This is a genomic window from Nonomuraea sp. NPDC051191 (assembly GCF_044455665.1).
Taxonomy (GTDB): domain Bacteria; phylum Actinomycetota; class Actinomycetes; order Streptosporangiales; family Streptosporangiaceae; genus Nonomuraea.
Map to the genome: position 1 here is coordinate 645,148 of NZ_JBITEZ010000001.1, position 21,646 is coordinate 666,793.

General features: G+C 69.9%; 26 protein-coding genes and 1 tRNA gene. 14 read left to right on the forward strand and 13 right to left on the reverse strand.

The genetic code is table 11. From position 1 onward, the window contains the following. A complete protein-coding gene (locus tag ACIA8R_RS03145; protein ID WP_364083127.1) occupies positions 1-948 on the reverse strand; it encodes a hypothetical protein in 948 nt (315 codons plus the stop codon). A gap of 215 nt (positions 949-1,163) precedes the next feature. Here ACIA8R_RS03145 and ACIA8R_RS03150 point away from each other — a divergent pair, with 215 nt between their 5' ends. Continuing rightward, positions 1,164-1,706 (forward strand): SigE family RNA polymerase sigma factor, encoded by a 543-nt coding sequence (locus ACIA8R_RS03150; protein WP_397036248.1) that lies wholly within the window; start codon positions 1,164-1,166, stop codon positions 1,704-1,706. Positions 1,707-1,718: 12 nt separating this feature from the next. Here ACIA8R_RS03150 and ACIA8R_RS03155 read toward each other — a convergent pair whose 3' ends face one another. Continuing rightward, positions 1,719-2,210 carry a MarR family transcriptional regulator gene (locus ACIA8R_RS03155; protein WP_357692913.1) on the reverse strand — a complete coding sequence of 164 codons (492 nt, stop codon included), beginning with the start codon at positions 2,208-2,210 and terminating at the stop codon, positions 1,719-1,721. Positions 2,211-2,304: 94 nt separating this feature from the next. Between ACIA8R_RS03155 and ACIA8R_RS03160 the strand changes: the two genes are divergently transcribed. Then, a complete protein-coding gene (locus ACIA8R_RS03160; protein ID WP_397036250.1) occupies positions 2,305-2,865 on the forward strand; it encodes a YceI family protein in 561 nt (186 codons plus the stop codon). A 164-nt stretch (positions 2,866-3,029) separates the two neighbouring features. Continuing rightward, positions 3,030-3,118: transfer RNA gene (locus tag ACIA8R_RS03165), tRNA-Ser, on the forward strand. Between the two features lie 138 nt (positions 3,119-3,256). On the opposite strand, the gene ACIA8R_RS03170 is transcribed toward ACIA8R_RS03165, so the two are convergent. Next, entirely contained in the window at positions 3,257-4,267 is a 1,011-nt protein-coding gene (locus tag ACIA8R_RS03170) for a CehA/McbA family metallohydrolase (protein ID WP_397036252.1), read from the reverse strand. Positions 4,268-4,342: 75 nt separating this feature from the next. Here ACIA8R_RS03170 and ACIA8R_RS03175 point away from each other — a divergent pair, with 75 nt between their 5' ends. After that, positions 4,343-4,576, forward strand: coding sequence for a hypothetical protein (locus tag ACIA8R_RS03175; protein ID WP_397036254.1), 234 nt, complete (start codon positions 4,343-4,345; stop codon positions 4,574-4,576). A 167-nt stretch (positions 4,577-4,743) separates the two neighbouring features. Here the strand turns inward: ACIA8R_RS03175 and ACIA8R_RS03180 are convergent, their stop codons facing one another. The 3 genes from ACIA8R_RS03180 to ACIA8R_RS03190 form a co-directional block, all read right to left on the reverse strand. Next, complete coding sequence (locus ACIA8R_RS03180; protein ID WP_397036256.1) at positions 4,744-5,337, reverse strand: TetR/AcrR family transcriptional regulator; 594 nt, start codon at positions 5,335-5,337, stop codon at positions 4,744-4,746. Next, complete coding sequence (locus ACIA8R_RS03185) at positions 5,334-6,701, reverse strand: hypothetical protein (RefSeq protein ID WP_364083111.1); 1,368 nt, start codon at positions 6,699-6,701, stop codon at positions 5,334-5,336. The genes ACIA8R_RS03180 and ACIA8R_RS03185 overlap by 4 nt, the downstream gene beginning before the upstream one ends. Before the next feature lie 292 nt (positions 6,702-6,993). Continuing rightward, complete coding sequence (locus ACIA8R_RS03190) at positions 6,994-7,569, reverse strand: DoxX family protein (RefSeq protein ID WP_397036258.1); 576 nt, start codon at positions 7,567-7,569, stop codon at positions 6,994-6,996. Positions 7,570-7,893: 324 nt separating this feature from the next. Here ACIA8R_RS03190 and ACIA8R_RS03195 point away from each other — a divergent pair, with 324 nt between their 5' ends. Continuing rightward, on the forward strand, positions 7,894-8,499 hold the full coding sequence (locus ACIA8R_RS03195) for a hypothetical protein (protein ID WP_364083105.1): 606 nt from the start codon (positions 7,894-7,896) through the stop codon (positions 8,497-8,499). Positions 8,500-8,634: 135 nt separating this feature from the next. Here the strand turns inward: ACIA8R_RS03195 and ACIA8R_RS03200 are convergent, their stop codons facing one another. The 3 genes from ACIA8R_RS03200 to ACIA8R_RS03210 form a co-directional block, all read right to left on the reverse strand. Then, the gene (locus ACIA8R_RS03200) at positions 8,635-9,003 is read right to left on the reverse strand and encodes a VOC family protein (protein ID WP_357692899.1); all 369 of its coding nucleotides are present in this window, start codon (positions 9,001-9,003) and stop codon (positions 8,635-8,637) included. Between the two features lie 2 nt (positions 9,004-9,005). Further along, positions 9,006-9,383: a VOC family protein gene (locus ACIA8R_RS03205; RefSeq protein WP_364083101.1), complete on the reverse strand. Its 378-nt coding sequence runs from the start codon at positions 9,381-9,383 to the stop codon at positions 9,006-9,008. A gap of 164 nt (positions 9,384-9,547) precedes the next feature. Beyond that, a complete protein-coding gene (locus ACIA8R_RS03210) occupies positions 9,548-10,663 on the reverse strand; it encodes a S1 family peptidase (protein ID WP_397036261.1) in 1,116 nt (371 codons plus the stop codon). Between the two features lie 164 nt (positions 10,664-10,827). Between ACIA8R_RS03210 and ACIA8R_RS03215 the strand changes: the two genes are divergently transcribed. After that, the gene (locus ACIA8R_RS03215) at positions 10,828-11,379 is read left to right on the forward strand and encodes a hypothetical protein (protein ID WP_397036263.1); all 552 of its coding nucleotides are present in this window, start codon (positions 10,828-10,830) and stop codon (positions 11,377-11,379) included. Here the strand turns inward: ACIA8R_RS03215 and ACIA8R_RS03220 are convergent. Both ACIA8R_RS03220 and ACIA8R_RS03225 read right to left on the reverse strand, forming a co-directional pair. Then, positions 11,336-12,505: an MFS transporter gene (locus ACIA8R_RS03220; RefSeq protein WP_397036265.1), complete on the reverse strand. Its 1,170-nt coding sequence runs from the start codon at positions 12,503-12,505 to the stop codon at positions 11,336-11,338. The genes ACIA8R_RS03215 and ACIA8R_RS03220 overlap by 44 nt on opposite strands. Positions 12,506-12,667: 162 nt before the next feature. Next, positions 12,668-13,006: a helix-turn-helix domain-containing protein gene (locus ACIA8R_RS03225; RefSeq protein WP_357692889.1), complete on the reverse strand. Its 339-nt coding sequence runs from the start codon at positions 13,004-13,006 to the stop codon at positions 12,668-12,670. Positions 13,007-13,085: 79 nt separating this feature from the next. On the opposite strand from ACIA8R_RS03225, the gene ACIA8R_RS03230 reads away from it, so the two are divergent. Next, a complete protein-coding gene (locus ACIA8R_RS03230) occupies positions 13,086-13,664 on the forward strand; it encodes an NAD(P)H-dependent oxidoreductase (RefSeq protein WP_364083089.1) in 579 nt (192 codons plus the stop codon). Between the two features lie 15 nt (positions 13,665-13,679). After that, positions 13,680-14,960 (forward strand): TIGR04013 family B12-binding domain/radical SAM domain-containing protein, encoded by a 1,281-nt coding sequence (locus tag ACIA8R_RS03235; protein WP_364083086.1) that lies wholly within the window; start codon positions 13,680-13,682, stop codon positions 14,958-14,960. Positions 14,961-15,059: 99 nt separating this feature from the next. On the opposite strand, the gene ACIA8R_RS03240 is transcribed toward ACIA8R_RS03235, so the two are convergent. Both ACIA8R_RS03240 and ACIA8R_RS03245 read right to left on the reverse strand, forming a co-directional pair. After that, a complete protein-coding gene (locus tag ACIA8R_RS03240) occupies positions 15,060-15,290 on the reverse strand; it encodes a hypothetical protein (RefSeq protein WP_357692883.1) in 231 nt (76 codons plus the stop codon). Positions 15,291-15,333: 43 nt separating this feature from the next. Then, positions 15,334-15,843 (reverse strand): VOC family protein, encoded by a 510-nt coding sequence (locus ACIA8R_RS03245; RefSeq protein WP_364083083.1) that lies wholly within the window; start codon positions 15,841-15,843, stop codon positions 15,334-15,336. Between the two features lie 63 nt (positions 15,844-15,906). Here ACIA8R_RS03245 and ACIA8R_RS03250 point away from each other — a divergent pair, with 63 nt between their 5' ends. From ACIA8R_RS03250 to ACIA8R_RS03275, 6 genes are all read left to right on the forward strand, one after another. Further along, entirely contained in the window at positions 15,907-16,356 is a 450-nt protein-coding gene (locus tag ACIA8R_RS03250) for a MarR family transcriptional regulator (RefSeq protein ID WP_357692879.1), read from the forward strand. 70 nt (positions 16,357-16,426) lie between these two features. Continuing rightward, positions 16,427-16,615: a hypothetical protein gene (locus ACIA8R_RS03255; protein ID WP_357692877.1), complete on the forward strand. Its 189-nt coding sequence runs from the start codon at positions 16,427-16,429 to the stop codon at positions 16,613-16,615. Between the two features lie 86 nt (positions 16,616-16,701). Next, a complete protein-coding gene (locus ACIA8R_RS03260) occupies positions 16,702-18,120 on the forward strand; it encodes a xylulokinase (RefSeq protein WP_397036269.1) in 1,419 nt (472 codons plus the stop codon). Positions 18,121-18,305: 185 nt separating this feature from the next. Then, the gene (locus ACIA8R_RS03265; RefSeq protein WP_397036271.1) at positions 18,306-18,989 is read left to right on the forward strand and encodes a DUF998 domain-containing protein; all 684 of its coding nucleotides are present in this window, start codon (positions 18,306-18,308) and stop codon (positions 18,987-18,989) included. Positions 18,990-19,045: 56 nt separating this feature from the next. Further along, positions 19,046-21,265, forward strand: coding sequence for a nitrate- and nitrite sensing domain-containing protein (locus tag ACIA8R_RS03270; RefSeq protein ID WP_397036272.1), 2,220 nt, complete (start codon positions 19,046-19,048; stop codon positions 21,263-21,265). Beyond that, the gene (locus tag ACIA8R_RS03275) at positions 21,262-21,636 is read left to right on the forward strand and encodes a DUF742 domain-containing protein (protein ID WP_357692867.1); all 375 of its coding nucleotides are present in this window, start codon (positions 21,262-21,264) and stop codon (positions 21,634-21,636) included. The genes ACIA8R_RS03270 and ACIA8R_RS03275 overlap by 4 nt, the downstream gene beginning before the upstream one ends. The last annotated feature ends 10 nt before the right edge of the window (positions 21,637-21,646 follow it).

Here is a 21,646-nt window from a genome sequence, read left to right on the forward strand (position 1 = left end):
TCACCCCAATCCGATCTGAGCGTTGAAGCAGCCTTTGATCAATTCGCCGCCCAGCTCGACGAACGAGGCGGGTGACAGCTCGGCGACGCGGCCGCGCGGCGAGGTGTCGCACTCGACGCAACGGTCGCAGAACCGCCCGGCCAGGCAGCCGCAGGCGACCACCGGCAGGTTGGCCGCGCGGTCGGCGCACGTGTTCCTGACCTGCAACAGCGAACCGATGGCGAGGTAGGGCAGGCCGGCGCAGGAGAGCCCGGCGTCGGGGCAGCCGGTGTCCACGCGCTCCAGCATCGGGTACGCCGCGCCGCGCTCCTCCTCGTCGAACGTGTCGGACCAGGTGGCGGTGCCGGAGATGCGCGCCTGCGCCCCGGCGTACGCGGGCGCCGGGGCCGGCACGATGCCCGACCGGTGGGCGGGCTGCGAGGTCGCCGGCAGCAGCGCCAGGGCGGAGCCGCCGCGCCTGATCCCGATCGCGTCGAACAGGTAGCCCGGCTCGAACTTCGGATGCCGCACCTGCAGCCGTCCGGTGGCCGGGTAGGGGATGACGATCGTCCGGGGGCCCCGGTGGGGGCCGCAGTCGAGCTCGACCGTCAGCTCCTTGCGCCCCTCGACCGACAGGATCGTGCCGGTGAGGCGGGTGGTGTCGGCCCAGATCCGCTCGACGACGCGGCCGTCGCGCAGTGTGCGCATGAGCACCATGGAGCCCGCCGGGAGGTCGGCGGGCGCCATCTCCGCGCCGTGCCAGGCCGTGGCCCAGGGGGCGATCACAAGCCGCTCCTCGACGCCTTCGGGGGTCTCGATGACGATGAGATGCGGGCTGACGTCAAGGATCTCGCCGGCGACGGCGCGTAAAGGTTCGCCGTCGGCCAGGTCGGGGCCCGCGATGCCCGGGGTGCGGCCCAGCGCGGCGGCCGCGAGCCGCCTGCGGCGTTCGACGTTCGGATAGCCCATCTGCCCTCCCTCGTCAGGTACTAGGTTCACATGACTCCGGAGCGGCTCGTGCCGTGGCGAACAGAGGGGAGCAAAATACGCATCCCCGGGGAAGGTAGTTGACACCCGCCTTCGAACAATCTGCCACCGACCTTGACTGACCTTTGTCTTCGTCGGGCCGAAACCTGAATTGTGGTTCAGTCGCAAAAGGGCATCAGGCTGCGATTCTGGCCACGATGCAGACCACCGGGTGGGAAGAGGAGTTCCGCGAGTACGTCACGGCTCGCGGTCCCGCGCTGCTGCGCGCCGCCCGTCAGCTCACCGGGCATCCGCTGGACGCGGAGGACCTGCTGCAGAGCGCGCTGGCCAAGACGTACCTGAAGTGGGGGAACATCGAGGACCGCAAGGCGCTGGACGGGTACGTCCGCCGGGCCATGGTCAACATCAACATCTCGCAGTGGCGGCGGCGCAAGCTGGAGGAGTACCCGTCGGACGACCTGCCCGAGGTGGCCGCGGCGGAGCCGCCGGCCTGCGGGGAGGTGCACGAGCTGCTGGAACAGGCGTTGGAGGGGCTGCCCGAACGTATGCGGGCTGCGATCGTGCTGCGTTACTACGAGGACATGACCGAACCGGAGATCGCCAGGACGCTCGGGATCAGCGTCGGCACGGTCAAGAGCACGGTGTCACGGGCGATGGCCAAGCTCAGGAGCGCCTTGGGGATCTCCTCGGAGCCGGGCGGCTCGGGGGTTCCGGGGGCGTCCTCGTCATCGGCCTTGTAGGCGGCGTGCGGCTCAGTTGAGCGAGTGGGTGGTCTCCTCCGCGCCGGCCGTCGCGCAGGGGCGCACGACGTCTCTGATCTTGCGGAGTGTCTGCAGGAACGCGTCGAGTTCGGCCTCGCTCAGGAGGCCGGTGAAGCTGTCCTTGATGTCCTCAAGGTGCTGGGGCAGGACGCTCGCCAGTCGCTCGCGTCCCGCGTCCGTGAGCGCGGCGTAAGAGGCTCTGCGGTCGGTGGCGCACGCCTGCCTGGTCACCAGGCCCTCACGTTCGAGCCGGTCGACGACCCTGGTCACGCCGCTCGTGGACAGGCCCGTCTGGGCGGCCAAGTCGGTCATCCGCAGCGCCTGCCGCGGTGATCGTGCCAGGCGGATGACCGTCTCGAAGTCGATGCCCGACAACCCCGCCCTGCTGAAGACGGGTTGCATCCGGGCTGCCAGACCTGCGTGAACCTCGGCGAGCAGGCCCATCGCCGTCAGCCTGGGGTCATCGATGTGCTTCACGTCCATACCTTAACCGACGTTAGTTGACTTGCGGAATATTCCTCGTGTAGACATTTGTTGCCGCAGACATCCGCACAGCAACCTTCCCGAGGAGAACCCGATGAGCACCCGCACCTGGGAGTCCCTGACCATTCCCGCCGCCGGCACGTACAACCTCGACGTGGCCCACACCCGCATCGGCTTCGTGGTCAAGCACATGATGGTGAGCAAGGTACGCGGCCGCTTCGGTGACTTCACCGGCTCCGTCACGATCGCGGAGAACCCGCTGGAGTCCACGGCCGAGCTGACGATCAAGACCGCCAGCATCGACACCGGCGTCGGCGACCGCGACGGCCACCTGCGCAGCGACGACTTCCTCGCCACGGACAAGTTCCCCGAGATCACCTTCCGGAGCACCCGCGTGGTCGGCCACTCGGGCGACGAGTTCACCGTCGTCGGCGACCTGACGATCCGCGACATCACCAAGCAGGTCGAGCTCACCGTCGAGTACGGCGGCGCCGGCACCAACCCGTGGGGCGCCGCGGTGTGGGGCTTCTCCATCAACACCGAGTTCGACCGCGAGGAGTTCGGCCTGACCTGGAACCAGACCCTGGAGGCCGGCGGTGTGCTCGTGGGCAAGAAGGTCAAGATCGAGATCGAGGGCGAGGCGAACCCCGCCTGAGCTGGGTTGTCCACAACCTGGAAGCCCGCCCTAGCATGGGGCGGGCTTCATCCACAGGCGGTTACCCACAGGCTGTTGATAACTCTTGGCGAAGGCACGACACGCAACCGCTTTGCCGCCTCGCCAGAAGGCCGGTACGCTGTGCTGAGCCGCGATGGCTTCCAGGAGGATTCGCCTAGTCAGGTCTATGGCGCCGCACTGCTAATGCGGTTTGGTGGCAACACCATCCGGGGTTCAAATCCCCGATCCTCCGCAGCTGAAAGGCCCTTCCCCGATCTTCGGGGAAGGGCCTTTCGAACTTTCCGGGCGTCTTGGTTGCAGTTCTGGTTGCAACGGGCACCTTCAACCGTCCGCTGCGACCCCGGGCGCCGCGCGCCGACCTTTCGGTCGCTCAGCTCAGGATGATGGGGTTGGTGAGCGCCGCCATGTGTTCGTCGGGATGACGCACCTCTATGCGGACAAAGGCTGATTCCTCCGCGTTGGTCTGCCACTCCAGGACGCCTGATCCATTGCCCGGCAATGCTGCGCGGTGCACCGTCCCTCGATCGGTGTGAAAGCTGACGGTGCCGGACGGCACACCACGGACGTCCACCCGGACCACAGCAGGTCCGCCGTGGGTATCCAGCCGCCCCCCGATGCCGGCACTGCCATCACCAGCAGAGACCCGGAGCGAGAGCTCAACCGTGGCCGATTCGGCGATCCAGCTTCGGCCGGCACGGATGCCGGCGAGGACTGCGTCAGCACTCAATTCCTCGGCCAGCACGACGGTGTGCGGTCTGCCGATCTGGCCCTCCAGATGGGCATCGCTGTTGCCCATCGCCGGTCGCCACCGTCCACGGTGGATGTCGACGGCCAGGCCGCGACCCCATTCGGCCAGTGCTGCCGCATTGTCCGCCTGCCAGGGCTCATCGGAGCTCCACAGCCCGTTCCACACCTCCACCACGTCGAACCCCTCGAACGGGTACATGAAGACACCAGAGGGGTACGGCGCGTGCGGGTGGGCCGCCACGCACAGCCCACCGGCCTCATGTACCTGATTCAGATGCTTGCCGATCACGTCGTCGCGGACGCCGTACCGCCAGTCGACCACCTGCCCCGGATCGATGCCGAGCGCCAGCCAGTGCCCGGTTCGGCTGGTGGCTTCCTGGCCGATGATCACCAGTAGGTCGTCGCCGACGAGCGAGCCCCAGGCGCCATGCGCAGCTGCGGTGTTGTGCTCGGTGGTCGCGATGAAGTCCAGCCCCGCCGCACGAGCACCGGCCGCAAGCTGCTCCGGCGTCAGCTCTCCGCCATTCGAGAGAACCGAGTGCACATGGCAGTCACCTCGATACCAGCCACGCCCCCGACCGGCTACCCGCCTCGGCGGGAACTGCGACCCCGACATCCCATAGTCCGAGACCATCCCGGCAGCGTACTCACTCCACAGGAGACTCCCCAAGCTCCAGGTGGTGGTTCAACGGCCGCCTGGAGCGAATTCGTGACCCGGACCAGTCGGTCCGACCATCAGCACCACCCGGCCGGCCTCGACATCGAAGCCGAGATCCGGATGACCGGGAGCACCCTCCGCAGTCATCAGCACAGACTTCCCGAGACGCTGTCCGATCAGGCGGAGGACAGCCACCAGGACATCCAACCGCTCCTGCCCCTGCAATTCTCTGAGGTCGACGTCGAAGTCAATGTACTGTGCCTGACCTGTTGTGGGATGACGTGAAGGACCTCTTCGACCCCGACATCAACGGAACGTTGCCCGACGTGGTCGTAGAAGGAAACCCCCTGCTCGGAATCATCCCCGGCTTGGCGCCCATGGGCAGGGTTGAGCTCGTGGGCATGGCCGTGCTGTGCCGGCCGGCTCAAGGAGTGAAGGTTGTCGGGACAGCTCTAGTTCACGGAGCTTTCGAGATGGGCGAGCGCGCTGTCCAACAGTGCCGGGGCGTCCAACTCCGGGTCCTTGGCCCAGTCCAGCCAGACCGACAGCAGGATGCCGAACACCGCGCCTGCGACGGCCCGCACTCGGTCGTCGCGTTGCGGACGGCCCAGCCTGGCTGCGACCAGTTCGGTGAGCGTCTGCTTGGTCTGGGTGATGTTGGCGAGACTGGCCGCCCACAGCGAGGGGACGCTGAGCACCAGCGCCTGGCGCTCCTGCTTCGCGGCGACCTCTACGTCGGTCAGGTCGGTGAACACGGCCCGGAAGGCGTTGCGCAGCGCCGGCACCGGACCGAGTTCCGGCGGCTGGGCCGCGCACGCCTCGGCGATGAGGGTGTCGTAGTCATCGAGGGTGACCAACGCTTCCTTGGTCGGGAAGTAGCGGAACACCGTCCGGTGCGAGACGTCGGCCGCTTGGGCGATCTGCTCGACGCTGGTGGCGTCGTAACCCTGCTCGCGGAACAGCCGCAGCGCATGTCGCTGGATGGCGGCGCGAGTGCCGGCCTTCTTGCGCTCCCGCAGTCCGGGCTGCTGGGAATCTGACATCATGCGAAATCCTTCAGCGGGACGACCGTCCGATACTTTCCGCCGGGGGATTGCTGCGGCGGCTCCTCAGCGCGTTCCAGGATGACATGGTCCAGCTTGTGGTCGGCGAGCAGGCCGCCGATCGCGTCGAGCACCGCCCTCCACACCGTTTCCGGATCCGCCCCGGGCGAGGGCAGCATCCGTATGCGCAGGCTCGCCGGGCTGGTTTGGACGATCTGGTAGAGCTGGACTCCAGGCGTGCGGTCCACCAGGGTGTTGAGCATCAGCGGCGCGATGACGACCTCGCCCCGTCCGGTGGTGAACGTGAGCAGGTTGGCCACGCGTCCCTGTACCCGTATGGCCGGCAGGGGGTTGCCGCACGGACACGGGTCAGGCCGTTGCAGGACGCTGTCGCCGAGGTCGTAGCGCAGGATCGGCTGTACTCGGTTGGCCAGATCGGTCACCAGAACGGTGTGGGACGGCCTGCCCGGCGGGGTCGGGGAGTGGTCGGCTTCGACCGGTTCGACCAGGGCCCAGTCACTGTTGACGTGATACCACCCGTACGCGCAGCCCTCGGTGAGGAAGGGACACTCGCTGGCGCCGTAGGTGTCGCGGACCTTGGCTTCGAAGGCGCGGGCCATCCGCGCGTAGTCACCGCTGGTCAGCGTCTCGCCGGCGGGTTCGACCACCACCGGCGCGACGTGCAGCCGTCCCGACTCCTGCTCGGCGGCGAGCATGTTGAGGACGCTGCCGTATCCGAGCAGCAGAGCGGGGCGGAACCGGTTGAGCGCCTCGACCAGTTCACCGAGAGGGGTGTGCACGGAGAAGAGACGGACGGCCTTGCGCTGTAGCCGATGTGCGCGCATGCGGGCGGCGCCGGCCGAGACCAGGAAATGGCCGTTCGTCGCGGCCACGATGGCCATCCGTCCGCCGCCGGCCACGATCCGGGTGAGGTCGGCGAGGTCCAGCCAGGACCCCATCATCCGCATGCTGAGGGCGTAGTTGACGGCGATGTCGCGATCGTCCTTGACGAAGATCGCGGGGTTTCCTGTGGTGCCCGAGGTGGTGACCAGCAGGTATCGGTCGAGGAACCGTCCACCGACCAGTTGCGGATCTGCGGCGAAGGCGCGCGCCCGTGCCAGCGTCACCTCGCGGTCGGTGGCCCAATCGTCGTAGTGCGCCATCAGCGCCTTCTTGTCGGTGACGGGCAGCGATGCGGAGTCGTCGATGTCGGGAGGCAGGCCGCTGTAGAGATCGCGGTAGTAGGGCGAGTTGGTGCGGGCGTATTCGACGATCTCGGCGAGCCGCCGTCGCTGGACTGCTGCCCACTCGTGGCGCCTTCTGGTGCGGTGTGCGTCTCGCAGTAGCCGTGGAATGGTGTCCTTCATGCCGAGTATTGTGTCACATGAATGTCAAATGTTAGTCGAATGACAGATTTGATGGCGCGGGAGACTGTGCTTCGAGCCCGCTGGCACTGTTGAAGGGGGCAAACCCGTTCCAGGAAGACCGTGTCCTGAGCGGTGGTGCCCCGCGTTGCCAAGGCGGCTTGGCGGCAACCAGCCGGGGTTCAGATCCTCCGCAGGTGAAAGGCCCTCTCGCCGCGTCCGGCGGAGGGCCTTTCGAGTTTCCGGCGTCCGGGTTGCAATGGCTACGTCAGCGAAGCCCTCGATCCGCCGGTGATCAGAACTGGGCGTTGGTCATCGTGTACCACGTCGGGGCGAACGTCAGCAGGGCGAGTGCGACCAGGACCGCGATCGCGGTGAGTACGCGTGGGGTGGTGAGGGCGGCGGAGGAGACGGGCCGCAGCTTCCATCGTCCGGCCGTGATGAACGCCGCGACGCCGCCCAGCAGGAGATTGGCGGGCACCAGTTCGTATTCGCCGCGGATGATATGGAAACCGGCCGCGAGGATCATCGTCAGCGTCAGGCCGGCGGCGGCGAGAGGCGTCAGCATCGGCTTGACCTTCGTCATCGCCGGCAGGATCAGGCCGACGCCGCCGAGCACCTCGACGATCCCGATGAAGACGATCAGGGGCTGAGGCACCGCCGCGTACCAGGCCACGGCCCGGGGGGCTGCTGCGAACAGGACGTCGTCGTACATCAGCACCTTGCCGAAGCCGCTGCCGGCGAAGAAGAAGCCCCACAACGCTTGGAGTGCCCAGAGTGCGCCGTTGAGGGTGAATCGCGTTCCGCGCGCCTTGGGCTGCTGCTCGATGTCCTTGACGCTGAGGACGTTCTCGCTGACGTGGTGGCTCATGTCCTGTCACTGCCTTTCCTGATCGCATTCACGGGGGAACTCGCCGGCTCTTCGTGCCTTCGTCAGCACGTGGCATCGGTACGTGGTGACGGGCACATCCGAGCACGGGAGCGAGGCCGCGCGCATCGTCCGTGGGACAGGGTGGGACACGTGAGACGCGGTCTGCCTGCGGAAACGCGAGTTTCACCGCGACCGCGGAGCGGGACGGTTCCTGCGCGTCAGGCGCTTGACTGCTGGATGTGCTGGTGACCTGCCCCAGGGGGCGGTTGTGCTTCGTCTTGCGGAAGGCTCGCAAATGATCACGGGTGGGTACACTCTCGCCGCATGCGGCTGAAGGTGATCTTGACGCTGTTCGCTCTCTACGCTGTGACGGCGGTGCCCGTGAGCATGCCGGGCGAATGGCGAGTGATCGTGCAACCGGCGGCAGGTGACGCTGCGGAGGTGTACTACAAACTCAGGTCGTCAATGCCTCGGTGGTACGTGAGCCTCGGGCCGTTCAGTCAGGCCATCCAAATCGCTGAGCGGCGGGCCGAGACCCATCCGTACGATCTGGCCCCGCCCTACCTCCTGTACGCGCCGTATCGGCTCGTCGCCCCCTACGTCACGCCCCGAGGGCAGGAGCTGGCTTCCTTGCCCATCTCAGGAGTGGACCGGTCATACGGGAGACCGGACCCGTACCGGATCGTGCCGCAGGTTCGGCCGGTGAGGAACAGTGAAGCGGCGCTGACCGCCTTGACGGAGGACAGGGAACATGGCCGGCCGATCGACGAACCCGAGGTCTTGGCGATGTTCATCGAACCTGAGCTCAATCGGATCGTCGTCGAGACGAACACGTTCAGCCAGGATCTACGCCGCAGGCTGGCCAGGCGTTATGGCGCTCTCGTCACCATCGACTGGGATCCCTTGAGGCGACCCATGCAGTTGCTCTGAGCGGCAGCGGACGCTCGTGGCACGCCGCCGTGGCTTTCGCGCAGGTTCTTACGTGGCAGACCTGATCGGAATGTTCTGGCCTGGCTGGGGAGGAGCCTGTGAGTCGACCCCAGCCCGAGGCCGCTGGTGCGGGTGTCAGTCCTGGAGGACGGACAGGATGTTGCCCGAGGGGTCGGTGAACCAGGCGATCAGGGGGCCGCCGCCGCGGAAGATGCCCTTCTCGTCGGTCTTCAGGTGGTCGTAGCGCTGGAACCGCACGCCTCGGGACGTGAGGTCGTCGACGGCCTGTTCGATGTTCTCGACGGGGAAGTTGAGAATGGTGAAGGTCGCCGGGACGTGGTCGGGTTTGGGGTAGATCAGGATGTCGGTGCCGCCGGTGATGTGCAGGGTGAGCAGGCCGTTCGACTCCGAGACCTCCAGCCCCAGGGTGTCGCCGTAGAACGCCTTCGCGGCGGCCAGGTCGTTGACGGAGAATCCGCTGAACGCCTTCGTCTTGCCGAACATCGTCACATCGCCTTCCGGTGGTCTTCGCTGAGCTGGATGATCTGGACGTAGTTGCCGTCGGGGTCGATCGCCGTGGCGAACAGGCTGCCGTCGCGGTCTTCGAGCTCGGCCAGCCATGACACGCCCGCCTCCTCCATCCGGGCGGCGATCGCGCGCGCGTCGGGGACGTCGAAGTTGAGTATCACCCGTCCGGGCTCGGGATTCTTGTCCGCCACGTCGGCCCGGGTGTCGATGATCAGGTGGAAGTCGCCGAACTTCAGCACGCCGTAATGGGTGACGTCGGTGTCGGACTCGGGGTCGAGGGCCGTGGTGTACCAGGCGCGTAGTCGGGCCGGGTCGGTGCTGGCCAGGAGCAGGCTGTTCAGGTTGGGGCGCGTCATCGCTGCCTCCCTGCGGTCGGGTACGGCGGAAGGGATCCGCTTCCGGGAGGGCAGACTCGACCGGGGAGGAAAACTCATCGGTGCCGGGCGCTCGGCTTCGCGGGAGGTGCCGTGTGTTCGGGGTCGCACGAGTGCCGCGTGTGCGCGGGCGCGGGTGGGGGAGGTCAGGCGGTGCGGAGGGTCAGGCCGTACGCGCTGAGGATCTCGTTGACGGGCTGGAAGTACGTCGTGCCGCCGGTGCTGCAGTTGCCGGAGCCGCCCGACGTCACGCCCTGGGCCTGGCCGGCCGAGATGAACGGTCCGCCTGAATCGCCCGATTCGGCGCACACGTTGGTGCGGGTCAGGCCGTAGACGGTGCCCTGGGCGTACGTGATGGTGGCGTTGTGCTGCTGGACGGTGCCGCAGTGCCAGCCGGTGGTCGGGCCGGCACGGCACACGGACGCGCCCACCGTCGCCGGGAGCGAGCCGCGTACGGTCACCAGCGAGCCGCCTGGACCGCGGACGTACGGCTGCGCGGTGTGCCCGGGGGTGGCGACCCACGCGTAGTCGTTGACCGGGAAGGACGAGCCCTGGAAGGTGCCGGGCGGGGACGTCACCAGGTCGCCGGTGTGGCCGCAGTGGCCCGCGGTGACGAAGCCGGGGACGCTGCCCTTGGTGACCGAGAAGCCGATCGTGCAGCGCGTCGAGCCGACGTAGAAGGGGTCGCCGCCGATGATGTCGCCGTACGTGCGGGGGAGCTCGGCGGCCGGCGACACCGCGACGGCCGTGCTGCGGGCCGCCGCCACCAGGGCCGCCGCGACCTGGCCCCCGGGGGCCGACGACGCCTCGGTGGGCGAGGGTTCCGGCCGGGGGACCTGGAGGACGACGCGGTTGGCGCGGACGTCGGCGTACCAGAGGGCGAGGCCGGTCCGGAGGCGGCGGGCGGCCCGGTCCAGGCGTTGGACGACGGCGTCCAGCTCCGACAGCGAGTGCCGCACGACGACAGGGCGCGCCCCCCGGACCGAGATCGCGGCGGTCCGGGCGGGGTCGGTGGTGGCGACGACGAGGGCGGAGGCGTCCTCGGTCAGCCATGACCCGGCGTAGGAGTCGCCCAGCGAGGCGGTCAGTTCGGCCTCCAGGGCGGCGGCATGTCGTTCGCTCGCCAGCCGGGCGACCACCTGGGACTCCGAGAGGCCGAGGTCGCGCGAGAGCGCCTCGATCACGGGGCCGGGCGTCGGAGGGCCGGGGTTGGCCAGGCAGGCGGCCACGATGGTGGCGCCCGCCACTGCACAGCGAAACATGCCGCCGCTCCTCGATGGGGGGTTCTGTCACGGTAACCGCTGACAGACAAATGAGGAGATACCAAATGTTTCCTATTAAGGCGATATGCCCGACCTTCCGGTCAGCGGCCACAAATGGAGATTTTTCATCCTAAAGTTGTAACCGGTGGTATGTCGGTATCGTATTGGGCCTGGAGGTGTTCCCTATGGGTAATGGTGTTCGTCATTTCGCCGGGGCCGCGGTCGGAGTGGCCGCGATCCCGTTGATCGCGGCCGGTCTTCTGTACGGACCCCGCGCGACCACGTCCGGCTTCGACTGGACGGTCGAGTGGGCGGCGGCCGCGGCGTTGGCCGGAACCGCGCTCCTCATCGGCGTCCTGGCCGGTTCCCGGATTTCTCCGGTCGCCTCACTGCTGCCCGGTCTGGCTTTCACGGCCCTGGCCGTGGCGTCGCTCGTACGGGCCGCCACGGGAGGCGACCGCAGAATGGGATTCGATCTGGTGCCCGCCGATTATCTGGACGCGTACGCGGCATTGCTGAATACCTGGTCTTTGGTGATCGGCGGCATTCTGCTGGCCGCCTCCGTGTTCCCGTCCCGCTGGCGGGCGCGCCGGGGCGGGGCGGGGGCTCCCGAGAAGGAGGGGGAGGAGCCGCCGCCGCTGCCCAAGCGCGTCCCGTTCGCGTCGAAGAGGATCACATCGGCGCGACCCGCTCCCGGGCCAGCCACAGGGCGATGACCACGTACGGCAGGACCAGGAGGGCGAACGTGGTCCCGTGGGAGAGGAACGGCGAGCCCGCGCCGTAGGCGGTGTAGACGGCCAGGGTGACCACGTTCGTGCCGAGCCCGGCCACCGACGTCACGGTGGCCCGCTGGTCGCCCGAGACGCGTTCCTGCAGTCGTGCGTCGGCCACCACGCCGGCCATCTGGAACGCCCCGAAGGAGACGGCGACCAGCGCGAACCCGGCCGGATGCGGGATCAGCGCGCCCACCGCCATGGCCGCGGCCGCCAGCGCCAGGACCAGCGCGAACTGCCGCCCGGTCAGGCGCTGGGCGGGCCCCGCCAGCAGGCCGCCCGCCGCGGCCCCGACCCAGACGGCCAGGACGAGCAGGGGCACGGCCGTCCTGGGCGCGCCGGTCTCGGCGGCCAGGAAGGGGACGTACTCCTCCAGCGCACCCCAGATCGCCGTGACGACGGAGATCAGGACGATCGCTTCGAGCACGTTCCGATCGGTACGGGCCTCCGCGACACCGGCCCGCAGAACCGCGAGATACCGCCCACCCGAATCCCCGGACAGACCGGACGAACCCGCTACCGCCCGACGACGTTCAGGCAGCGTCAACGCCGTACCGGCACACAAGAGACAGGCCACCACACTGGCCACCCCCACCGCCGGATATCCGCCGACCGCGAAGACGGGCGTGGCAAGGGCGATCGCCGACGCCGCGGCGACGATGCCGAGCGAATGGGCCCTGCCCATGATCGCGGCGTACCGCGCCTGGAGGCCCCGGCGTTCGAGCTCCTCGTACGCGAGCGCCTCGAAGGCGCCCGAGACGAGTGCGCCCTCGGCCCCCCACAGCACGAAGCCCAGCGCGAAGGCCCAGTAGGACGGGAAGAGCACCCACAACGCGAAGCCGGCGCCGGCCAGCAGCGGGCCCAGGAACAGCAGCAGGCGGCGGGACATCGTGTCGGCCCAGGCGCCGGAGGGGATCTCCAGCACCATGCCGGTCACGGACCAGATGACGAACAGCGAGGACGTCTCGGCCACCGAGAGCCCGGAATCGGTGAACAACAGCGTGTACACCGGGTAGAGCAGGACGAACTCGCCGAGGAACGTGTAGACGTAAAGCTTGGGGACGAACATGCGACCCTCTCGGAAGAGGCGGACAGGGACTCCGTCTGGTGCTCGGCACCTCGGAGGCCCGCGCGCGCTTCTTCCGCGTCGGCCGCTGGTGGTTCATCAATGTCGCCAGTGCATGCCCGGGAGTCTAACCCCCGGCCCGCCTCCGGCGCTCGCCCGTATTCGCTAGGCGGACCTGGCCGGCTCCTCGGGCAGCGGGATCCACTTGTGCGCCCAGGTGACCAGCTCGTCGAGCACCGGGCGCAGCTCCTGGCCCATCTCCGTGAGGTGGTACTCGACCCGCACCGGCGACGTGGGCAGCACGCGCCGCTCGACGAGCCCGGCGGACTCCAGCTCGCGCAGCCGGCGGGCCAGCATCGTGTCGTTGATGCCGGGGATGGCCGCCTTGAGGTCGGCGTAGCGGTGGGCGCCCTTGAAGATCATGTGGATCACGGCTCCCGACCAGCGGGCGCCGATCAGTTCGAGTGCGACGTGGAACCGGACGCAGACGGAATGGGGGCTCACGGGGACGATCCTAGCATTTGCTAAGAAATGTTTAGCTACTCAATAATGTTGAGGTATCAACCACCTGAGGGAGGACCCCATGGACAAGCCAGTCCTGCAGATCATCGTCGCCAGCACCCGTCCCGGCCGCGCCGGACGCGAGGTCGCCGAGTGGTTCAGGAGCCGTGCCGTCGCCTCCGGCCACTTCGACGTCGAGCTGGTCGACCTGGCCGAGGTGGGCCTGCCGTTCCTCGACGAGCCGAACCACCCCAAGCTCAAGCAGTACGTGAACGCCCACACCAAGGAGTGGAGCGCCACCGTGGACCGGGGCGACGCCTTCGTGTTCGTGACCCCCGAGTACAACCACAGCTTCACGGCCGTGCTGAAGAACGCCCTGGACTACCTGCACCACGAGTGGCAGCACAAGGCGGCGGGGTTCGTCAGCTACGGCGGGATCTCCGGCGGCACCCGGGCGGTGAACGGCCTGCGGCAGGTCGTCAGCACACTGAAGATGATCCCCGTGGTCGAGGCCGTCAACATCCCCTTCTACCAGCAGTTCATCGCCGAGGACGGCACCGTGGCGCCCAACGACGTGATGACCGCCGCCGCCGACGCCATGCTGGCCGAGCTGGCCAAGCTCACCGGCGCGCTGCGTCCCATGCGGCTGGCCTCCGCCTGAGCTACGCTGCCGGTCGTGGCGCTGGCAGTCGATGTGGTGGTCCGTTACCGCAAGGCGGTGACGTACGGCGTGCACGCGGTGCTCGCCGCCCTGGAGGCCTCGGGCGTGCAGCACCGGCAACTGCTGGGCGTCACCCCGGAGGAGACGGCGGCCCACATCGCGGCGAGCCGGGCCGACCGGGTGCTCGTGCTCTGGTCGTTCTACTCGCCCGACGCCGAGGCCATGGCCGCCGAGCTGGCCACCGTCCGGTCGCTCAGCGACGGCCGGGGGCTGCACATCGCCGGCGGGGTGCACGCCACCGCCGAGCCGCAGCAGGTCATCGACGCCGGCTGGGACCTGGCCGCGATCGGCGAGGGCGAGTCCACGATCATCGCCCTGGTCGAGGCGCTGCGGCGGGACGAGCCGCTGACGACCGTGCCCGGCCTCGCGGTCAAGGACGGCGACGGCGTCGCCCTCAGGACGCGTCCGGCCCCGCAACTGCCGCTCGACGCGTTCCCGTCGTTCCTGGGGCGCAAGGGGCCGATCGAGATCACGCGGGGGTGCCGGTACACGTGCCGGTTCTGCCAGACGCCGTTCATGTTCGGCGGCCAGTTCCGCCACCGGTCGGTGGCGAGCGTGCGCGCGCACGTCAAGGGCATGGTGGAGCAGGGGCTGCGTGACGTGCGGTTCATCACGCCGACCTCGCTCTCCTACGGCTCGCCGGGCCCCGACCCGGATCTCGGCGCGGTGGAGGAGCTGCTGGCGGGGGTCAGGGAGGAGCTGCCGCCGCACGGCCGGGTGTTCTTCGGCAGCTTCCCGTCCGAGGTGCGGCCCGAGCACGTCACGCCCGAGGCCATGCGGCTGCTCAAGCGGTACGTGGCCAACGACAACCTGATCATCGGCGCCCAGTCGGGGTCCGACCGGGTGCTGGCCGCCTCGGGCCGGGGGCACGACACCTCGCCCGTGCGCGACGCCGTCAGGATCGCCGTCGAGCACGGCTTCAGGCCGAACGTCGACTTCATCTTCGGCATGCCGGGGGAGTCGGAGGAGGACCAGCGCCAGTCGCTCGTGCTGGCCGGAGATCTGGCCGAGCTGGGCGCCCGCATCCACACGCACACGTTCATGCCGCTGCCCGGCACGCCGTGGCGGGACGCCGAGCCGGCGTTCATCCCGCTCACGACCATGCGCGAGCTCGACAGGCTGGCCCAGCGCGGCGACGCGTACGGCCACTGGCGGCGCCAGGCCGAGCACTCGGCCCGGCTGGCCGAGACGGCCAAGGCCTACCCGCGCCGCACCCGCCGCCGCAGAACAGACTGACGACCGGCGCCCAGGCCACAGGACGGCTCGCCCGGCCCGTGACAGCCCGGCCCCGGCCACAGGACGGCTCGCCCGGCCCGGCCGTGCCGGCGGGCCCGGTCAGTCGTCGTCGCCGAGCCGGTCGAGGGCGCGGTTGATGGAGTCGCCGAGCGGCCGCAGCACCTCGGAGAGCGCCTCGGCGAGCGGGGTCAGGATCTCCGTCACCTCGCCGAGCAGGTCGGGCGACTTGTGCTCGGGCGGCGCCCAGCGCATGGCGTCCGCGCTCAGCGTCTCCCATTCGTCCACGACGCCGTCGATGGCGTCGAGGACGTGATCCGGATCGTTTGGCATGACCCTCTCCGGAACAAATCGGTCGGATACCTGCCACGGTACGTCAGGCCGGGATCGACACCCCTACCCCGCCCCGGGTCTGAGCGCCGTACCGCTCCTTGTCGGCGGCCAGGTCGAGCGGGCGGATGGCGGACCGGGCGGCCAGCGTCTCGTCCGTGATGAGCGAGGCGGGCACCAGCCAGGAGACCTCGAACTCCAGCCCGTCGGGGTCCTTGGCGTACAGCGCCTTGGTGGTCCCGTGGTCGGAGGCGCCGACGAGGGAGTTCAGCTCGCTCAGCGTGACCGCGATGCGCTCCAGCTCGTCGAGCGTGTCGACCTCCCACGCCAGGTGGTAGAGCCCGACGGCGGTGCGGCCGGCGGTCGAGGGGCCGGCGCCCTCGCCGATCTCGAAGAGCCCGAGGTCGTGATCGTTGCTGGAGCCGGGGGCCTGGAGGAACGCGGCGCCGCGCATGCCCATGACCACCTCGAACCCGAGCGCCTCCCGGTAGAAGGCCACGCTGCGCTCCACGTCACGGACGTAGAGGACCGCGTGGTTGAGCCTGTGGACCGGCATGGTCGTCCCCTTTCACCTGTTTCTCCCGGTCAGAGTATATGAGAGTTCAACTAAAATGAGAGGGTGACCCGATGGCTGGATCCGGACGAGCAGCAGACCTGGCGCCACTTCCTGGCCGCCGGCCAGCTCATCAACGAGGCGCTGGACCGGCAGCTCCAGCGCGAGGCGGGCATGCCGCACACCTACTACATGATCCTGGTGGCGCTGTCGGAGGCGCCGAAGCGGGCGATGCGCATGAGTGAGCTGGCCGCCAGGGCCCAGAGCTCCCAGAGCCGCCTCTCGCACGCCGTGGCCCGCCTGGAGGAGCGCGGGTGGGTGCGCCGTGAGCGCTGCCCGGCCGACGGCAGGGGCAACGTCGCCGTCCTGACGGACGAGGGATTCGCCACGCTGGCCGCCGCCGCGCCCGGCCACGTCGAGGAGGTGCGCCGGAGCCTGTTCGACGTCCTCAGCCCCGAGCAGGTGCGGGAACTCGGCGCGATCTGCTCGGCCGTACGGGACACGCTGGAGCGGTAGCGAGCGAACTGTCGTGGCCAGGCCGTAGCCTCTCCCGGTAGCCGACGAGGCCCGAACGAGGGGATTGCCGATGCACGACACCGAAGAGGCGCTGTTCCGGACGGTCCACGGCATCGCCGGGCTGATGGCGGGTCAGCCCGTGCCCGTCGTCATGGAGGCGTTGCTGCGCCACCTGCCCAAGGCTCCAGGTCTCGAGGTGGCGGAGATCCGCAAGATCGCCGAGGAGATCAGCGTCGGCCGTGACCCCTCGGGGCTGTGAATCGCCCCAAATTGCTCCTTAATGTCACTCCCGGACGCGGATACCATCTCAACCATCTCGCCCTGGAGCAGGCATAAGGAGTTCGGGTGACGCTGGTCGCTGGGGTTGATTCCTCCACGCAGAGCTGCAAGGTCGTCATTCGTGACGCCGAGACGGGCGCGCTGGTCAGGCAGGGCCGCGCCGCCCATCCGGCCGGCACCGAGATCCACCCCTCCCACTGGTGGGCCGCGCTGCTGCGGGCCGTCGAGGAGGCCGGCGGGCTCGCCGACGTCGCGGCCGTCAGCGTGGCCGGGCAGCAGCACGGCATGGTCTGCCTCGACGAGGCGGGAGACGTCGTGCGCGACGCCCTGCTCTGGAACGACACCCGATCCGCCCGGTCCGCCGCCGACCTGGTGGCGGAGCTGGGCGGGCCGGGGGCCTGGGCCGAGGCGGTCGGCTCGGTGCCCGTCGCCTCGTTCACCGTGACCAAGCTGCGGTGGCTGGCCGAGCACGAGCCGGGCAACGCCCGCCGCACGGCGGCGGTCTGCCTGCCGCACGACTGGCTGACCTGGCGGCTGGCGGGCGCGTTCGCCCTGGGCGGCGACCTCGCGGCCTGGCACGACGCGCCCCCGCCGCCGCTCGACCTGCTCGCCACCGACCGCGGCGACGCCTCGGGCACCGGCTACTGGTCCCCGGCGACCGGCGCCTACCGCACCGACCTGCTCAAGGCCGCCTTCGGCGCGGTCCCGCTGCTGCCCCGCGTGCTGGGGCCCGCCGACCGGGCGGGCGACCCGGCCTCCGCCGGGCCGCTGCTCGCGCCGGGCACCGGCGACAACATGGCGGCCGCGCTGGGCGTCGGGGCCGGGCCGGGTGACGTGGTGGTCTCGCTCGGCACGTCCGGCACGGTGTTCGCGGTCGCGGAGACGCCGAGCGCCGACCCCACCGGCGCGGTCGCCGGGTTCGCCGACGCCACCGGGCGCTTCCTGCCGCTGGTGTGCACGCTCAACGCCGCGCGGGTCCTCGACGCCGCCGCCGGGCTGGCCGGGGTCGGCCTCGACGAGCTGAGCGACCTCGCGCTCCAGGCCCCGCCGGGGGCCGGCGGGCTGACGCTGGTGCCCTACCTGGAGGGGGAACGCACCCCCAACCGGCCCACCGCCACGGGCTCGGTCCTGGGGCTCACGCTGGCCACCTCGACCCCGGCCCACCTGGCCCGCGCCGCCGTCGAGGGCATGCTGTGCGGCCTCGCCGACGCCCTCGACGCGCTCGGCACGCGGCCGGAGAGGGTGCTGCTGATCGGCGGCGCGGCCCGTTCCGAGGCCGTACGCCGTGTCGCGCCGACCGTCTTCGGCGTGCCGATCGCGGTGCCGCCGCCCGGCGAGTACGTCGCCGACGGCGCCGCCCGCCAGGCCGCCGCCCTCCTCACGATCCCCGACTGGCGGACCGAGGACACCGCGACCTACGACGCCCCGGCCGTCCCGGAGATCCGCGCCCGCTACGCCAGGGCCACGTCCCACGTGCTCGACTAGCGGCGACGCCGGACGACCCCGGGGGGAGGCCGGGAGGGACTCAGGGTCGGAGTCAGGGACGGGTCGGGGGCGGCGCCTGATGTGCCGCCACGCCTGGGCGCGGGAGAGTTGGGCACATGACCGCAGTGCCGAACAGCAGAGTGAGAGTCGCGAGAGCGCCCTGGAGCGTGAGCCTGAGGGCCCTCATGACCCCGGCGAGGCTCTACCCCCTGATCGCCTGTGCATCGATCGTGTTCTCGGTGGTCGCGATCCTGGTCGGTCACTTCGGGCCCGACCCCTACCTCGACCCCATGAACGTGACCATCAGCGAGTACGCCGTGACCGACCGCGGGGGCGTCACGGAGGTCGCGATGGCGGTGCTCGGGATCGGGTCGCTCGCGCTGCTGGCCGCGCTGAGGAGGATGGGGGCGCCGATCCGGGGGTTGCCGGAGAAGTTGCTCATCGTGTGGTCGGCGGCGCTGGTCGTGGTGGCGGTCATCCCGACCGTCCCCCTCGGCCTCGATCTCGACCTCGCGGCCCAGGTTCACCGGTACGTGTCGATCGCCGCGTTCGTGAGCCTCCCGGCCGCCGGGGCCCTGCTGGTGCCCAGGCTGACCGCGGACATCCACTGGAAGCCCGTCGCGCGGGCCGTGGAGTGGGTGGCCCTGGCGGGCGGGTTCGGGCTGCTGGCGATCACGTACGTGGCCCTGCCGGGGGAGCGGGTCATGATCGGGCTGGTCGAGCGGCTGCTGCTGGGCGCCGAGGTGTCGTTGCTCGGCCTGCTGGCGGCGTGGGCGCTGTGGCTCACGTGGGCCCCGCCCCGCGCCCCGAAGCACCCTGTAGACGCAAATTTCCCGACATATCACAGATTTATCGCTAGTCGATCTTAATCCCGTCTGTTTCGATGCTATTCTCTCCCGCGATCTTCTATGCGGGAGCAGGTGTCATGGCATCGGGCAGATCCATCCGATTCAAGATCTCGACGCTGCTCGTCATCCCCTTGATCTCCCTGGTCGCGCTCTGGGGCTTCGCCGCGAGCACGACCACGGGTGAGGCGCTGAACCTCTTCAAGATCGATGCGATCTGGGGGAGCGTGATCAACAACGCCGACGACCTGGTCTCCAGCCTCCAGACCGAACGCCTGGCCTCCGCCGAACGCGTCGCGGGCACGGCGACCGAGCAGGCGGCCCTGTCCAAGGCCCGCGCCAAGGTGGACGCCAGCAGGAAGACCCTGCGCGAGCAGGGCCTGGCGGAGGACGTCCAGTCGGCCATGACCGAGGACATGAAGAAGCAGTTCCAGGTCGTGCTGGAGACCGTGGACCGGCTCCCCGAGGTCAGACGCAAGGTCGACGAGCGCCGGCTCACCCCCGGCAACTTGGTCACCGAGTACGCCAAGGTCTCCGACGAGGTCCACCTGCTGTACTCCAGGCTGACCGTCAGCACCGATCTCGAACTCTCCCTCCAGGCCCACGGCCTGATCGCGGCAGACGAGGTGCGCGAGCTGCTCAGCCGCGAGAACGCCCTGCTCGTCGGCTCCAACGGCCGTCCCTCGATGCACGACGTGCACCTGCTGGCCGGCATCGACGGCACCCGCACGTTCCTGTTCCCGAAGGCGCTGGCCAACCTCGACACCGAGCTGCGGGCGCCGTTCGAGAAGCTGTTCTACTCCTCCAGGTACATCACCATGGAGAGCCTGCTGCGGAGCTTCGTCGCGGGCCAGCCGGCGGACATGGACCTGTGGCGCGGCATCGCCGACCAGGTGCTCAAGGAATACAGCGAGGCCGTCTGGGGCACCGGTGAGAAGCTGCTGAACCGGATGCAGCCGGCCGGCGTGGTCATCGTGGTCAGGGCCGCGATCGCCGGCGCGCTGGGGCTCATCGCGGTGGCCTTCTCGATCTTCATCTCCGTCCGGGTGGGCCGCAGGATCACCAGGGAGCTGGCCACGCTCCGCCGTACGGCGCTGGACCTGGCCGAGGTCAGGCTCCCCGACGTGGTGGCGAAGCTGCGTACCGGCGAGCGGGTGGACATCGAGTCCGAGGCGCCGCCCATCAAGGTCGGCGGCGACGCCACCAGCGAGGTCGCCGACCTCGCCGCGGCCTTCGACAGCGTGCAGAGCACCGCCGTGGACGCCGCCGTCGAGCAGGCCAGGCTGCGCGAGGGCGTGGCCGAGGCGCTGCGGAACCTGGCCAGGCGCAGCCAGTCGCTGCTCCAGCGCCAGCTCCGGATGCTGGACGAGATGCAGCGCCAGACCGAGGAGCCCGAGGCCCTGGAGCGCCTGTTCCGGCTCGACCACCTGACCACCCGCATGCGCCGCCACGCCGAGGGCCTGGTGCTGCTGTCGGGCGGCACGGCGGGCCGCAGGTGGCGCGGCGTCATCCCGGTCGAGGACGTGCTGAGCGGCGCCGCCGCCCAGGTCGAGGAGTACACCCGGGTCCGCGTCTACCCGATGCCCGAGTGCGGCGTGTCCGGCTCGGCCGTGGCCGACCTCATGCACCTGTTCGCCGAGCTGATCGAGAACGCGACGTCGTTCTCCTCGCCCGCCAACGAGGTCTCGGTGCGCGGTGAGATGGTCGGCAGGGGCTTCGCGGTCGAGATCGAGGACCGCGGCCTCGGCATGGACGAGGAGACCCGCAGGGTCATCAACGACCGGCTGGCCAGCCCGCCCGAGTTCGACCCCGCGCAGACCGAGCGGCTGGGGTTCGCGGTGGTCGGCATGCTGGCCGCCAGGCACGGCATCAAGGTGACGCTCAAGCTGTCCCCGTACGGCGGCACGACCGCCATCGTGCTCGTGCCGGGATCGCTGGTCGAGCCCATGACGACCCCGGCGCGCCCGCTGGAGTTCGAGCCCGTCTCCGTCCTCCGGGCCGACCGGCCGATGGACGCGGGGGAGATGACCGGGCCGGGCGAGCTGCCGCGCCGGGTCCGTACCAGCAAGCGCGCGGGACCCGCCGCGGTCGAGGATCCCGAGCTGCCACGCCGCGAACGGCAGACGAACCTGCCGCAGCGGCAGCGGCTCAGGCAGGCGCCCTCTCCCGTGCCGGCGTCCCCGGTTCCCGTGGCGGAGGAGCGTTCCCCTGAGGAGGCCAGGGCGCTGCTCTCCTCACTCCAGTCCGGATGGCAGCGGGGGCGGCAGGACAGCGACCAGGATGGGGGTTCCCGACCGTGAGCCGCGAGCACGAGTGGGTTGACGAGGAGGCCGGGCCCGTCGTCCGGCCGTACGCCGTGGCGCGGGGGCGCACCAGGCCCTCGTCCCCGGCCCTCGATCTGCTGGCGACCGTCGTCTCGACGGGACGGCCCGCGCCGGCCAAGGCCGAGCTGAGCGGCCAGCACCGGCGGCTGATGGGCTGCCTGTCCGGCCGGTCCAGGCCGGTCGCCGAGGTCGCCTCGGAGCTCGGGCTGCCCGTGGGCGTGATCCGCGTGCTGCTCGGCGACCTGCTGGAGTACGACCTGATCGACGTGCGCCCGCCGCGCGACAAGACCGCCACCCCGACGGAGAGCCTGCTCCGCGAGGTGATCAACGGGCTGCGCGCGCTGTAGCCCGGCGACG

Coding starts and splice junctions, on each gene's coding strand:
- ACIA8R_RS03200 (WP_357692899.1), bottom strand. CDS start 9,003: ATGTTCGGCAAGACGAAGGCGTTCAGCGGATTCTCCGTCAACGACCTG.
- ACIA8R_RS03255 (WP_357692877.1), top strand. CDS start 16,427: ATGCACGACACCGAAGAGGCGCTGTTCCGGACGGTCCACGGCATCGCC.
- ACIA8R_RS03190 (WP_397036258.1), bottom strand. CDS start 7,569: ATGAGCCACCACGTCAGCGAGAACGTCCTCAGCGTCAAGGACATCGAG.
- ACIA8R_RS03150 (WP_397036248.1), top strand. CDS start 1,164: ATGCAGACCACCGGGTGGGAAGAGGAGTTCCGCGAGTACGTCACGGCT.
- ACIA8R_RS03230 (WP_364083089.1), top strand. CDS start 13,086: ATGGACAAGCCAGTCCTGCAGATCATCGTCGCCAGCACCCGTCCCGGC.
- ACIA8R_RS03240 (WP_357692883.1), bottom strand. CDS start 15,290: ATGCCAAACGATCCGGATCACGTCCTCGACGCCATCGACGGCGTCGTG.
- ACIA8R_RS03265 (WP_397036271.1), top strand. CDS start 18,306: ATGACCCCGGCGAGGCTCTACCCCCTGATCGCCTGTGCATCGATCGTG.
- ACIA8R_RS03155 (WP_357692913.1), bottom strand. CDS start 2,210: ATGGACGTGAAGCACATCGATGACCCCAGGCTGACGGCGATGGGCCTG.
- ACIA8R_RS03210 (WP_397036261.1), bottom strand. CDS start 10,663: ATGTTTCGCTGTGCAGTGGCGGGCGCCACCATCGTGGCCGCCTGCCTG.
- ACIA8R_RS03245 (WP_364083083.1), bottom strand. CDS start 15,843: ATGCCGGTCCACAGGCTCAACCACGCGGTCCTCTACGTCCGTGACGTG.
- ACIA8R_RS03185 (WP_364083111.1), bottom strand. CDS start 6,701: ATGAAGGACACCATTCCACGGCTACTGCGAGACGCACACCGCACCAGA.
- ACIA8R_RS03195 (WP_364083105.1), top strand. CDS start 7,894: ATGCGGCTGAAGGTGATCTTGACGCTGTTCGCTCTCTACGCTGTGACG.
- ACIA8R_RS03170 (WP_397036252.1), bottom strand. CDS start 4,267: ATGGTCTCGGACTATGGGATGTCGGGGTCGCAGTTCCCGCCGAGGCGG.
- ACIA8R_RS03160 (WP_397036250.1), top strand. CDS start 2,305: ATGAGCACCCGCACCTGGGAGTCCCTGACCATTCCCGCCGCCGGCACG.
- ACIA8R_RS03180 (WP_397036256.1), bottom strand. CDS start 5,337: ATGATGTCAGATTCCCAGCAGCCCGGACTGCGGGAGCGCAAGAAGGCC.
- ACIA8R_RS03220 (WP_397036265.1), bottom strand. CDS start 12,505: ATGTTCGTCCCCAAGCTTTACGTCTACACGTTCCTCGGCGAGTTCGTC.
- ACIA8R_RS03270 (WP_397036272.1), top strand. CDS start 19,046: ATGGCATCGGGCAGATCCATCCGATTCAAGATCTCGACGCTGCTCGTC.
- ACIA8R_RS03205 (WP_364083101.1), bottom strand. CDS start 9,383: ATGACGCGCCCCAACCTGAACAGCCTGCTCCTGGCCAGCACCGACCCG.
- ACIA8R_RS03145 (WP_364083127.1), bottom strand. CDS start 948: ATGGGCTATCCGAACGTCGAACGCCGCAGGCGGCTCGCGGCCGCCGCG.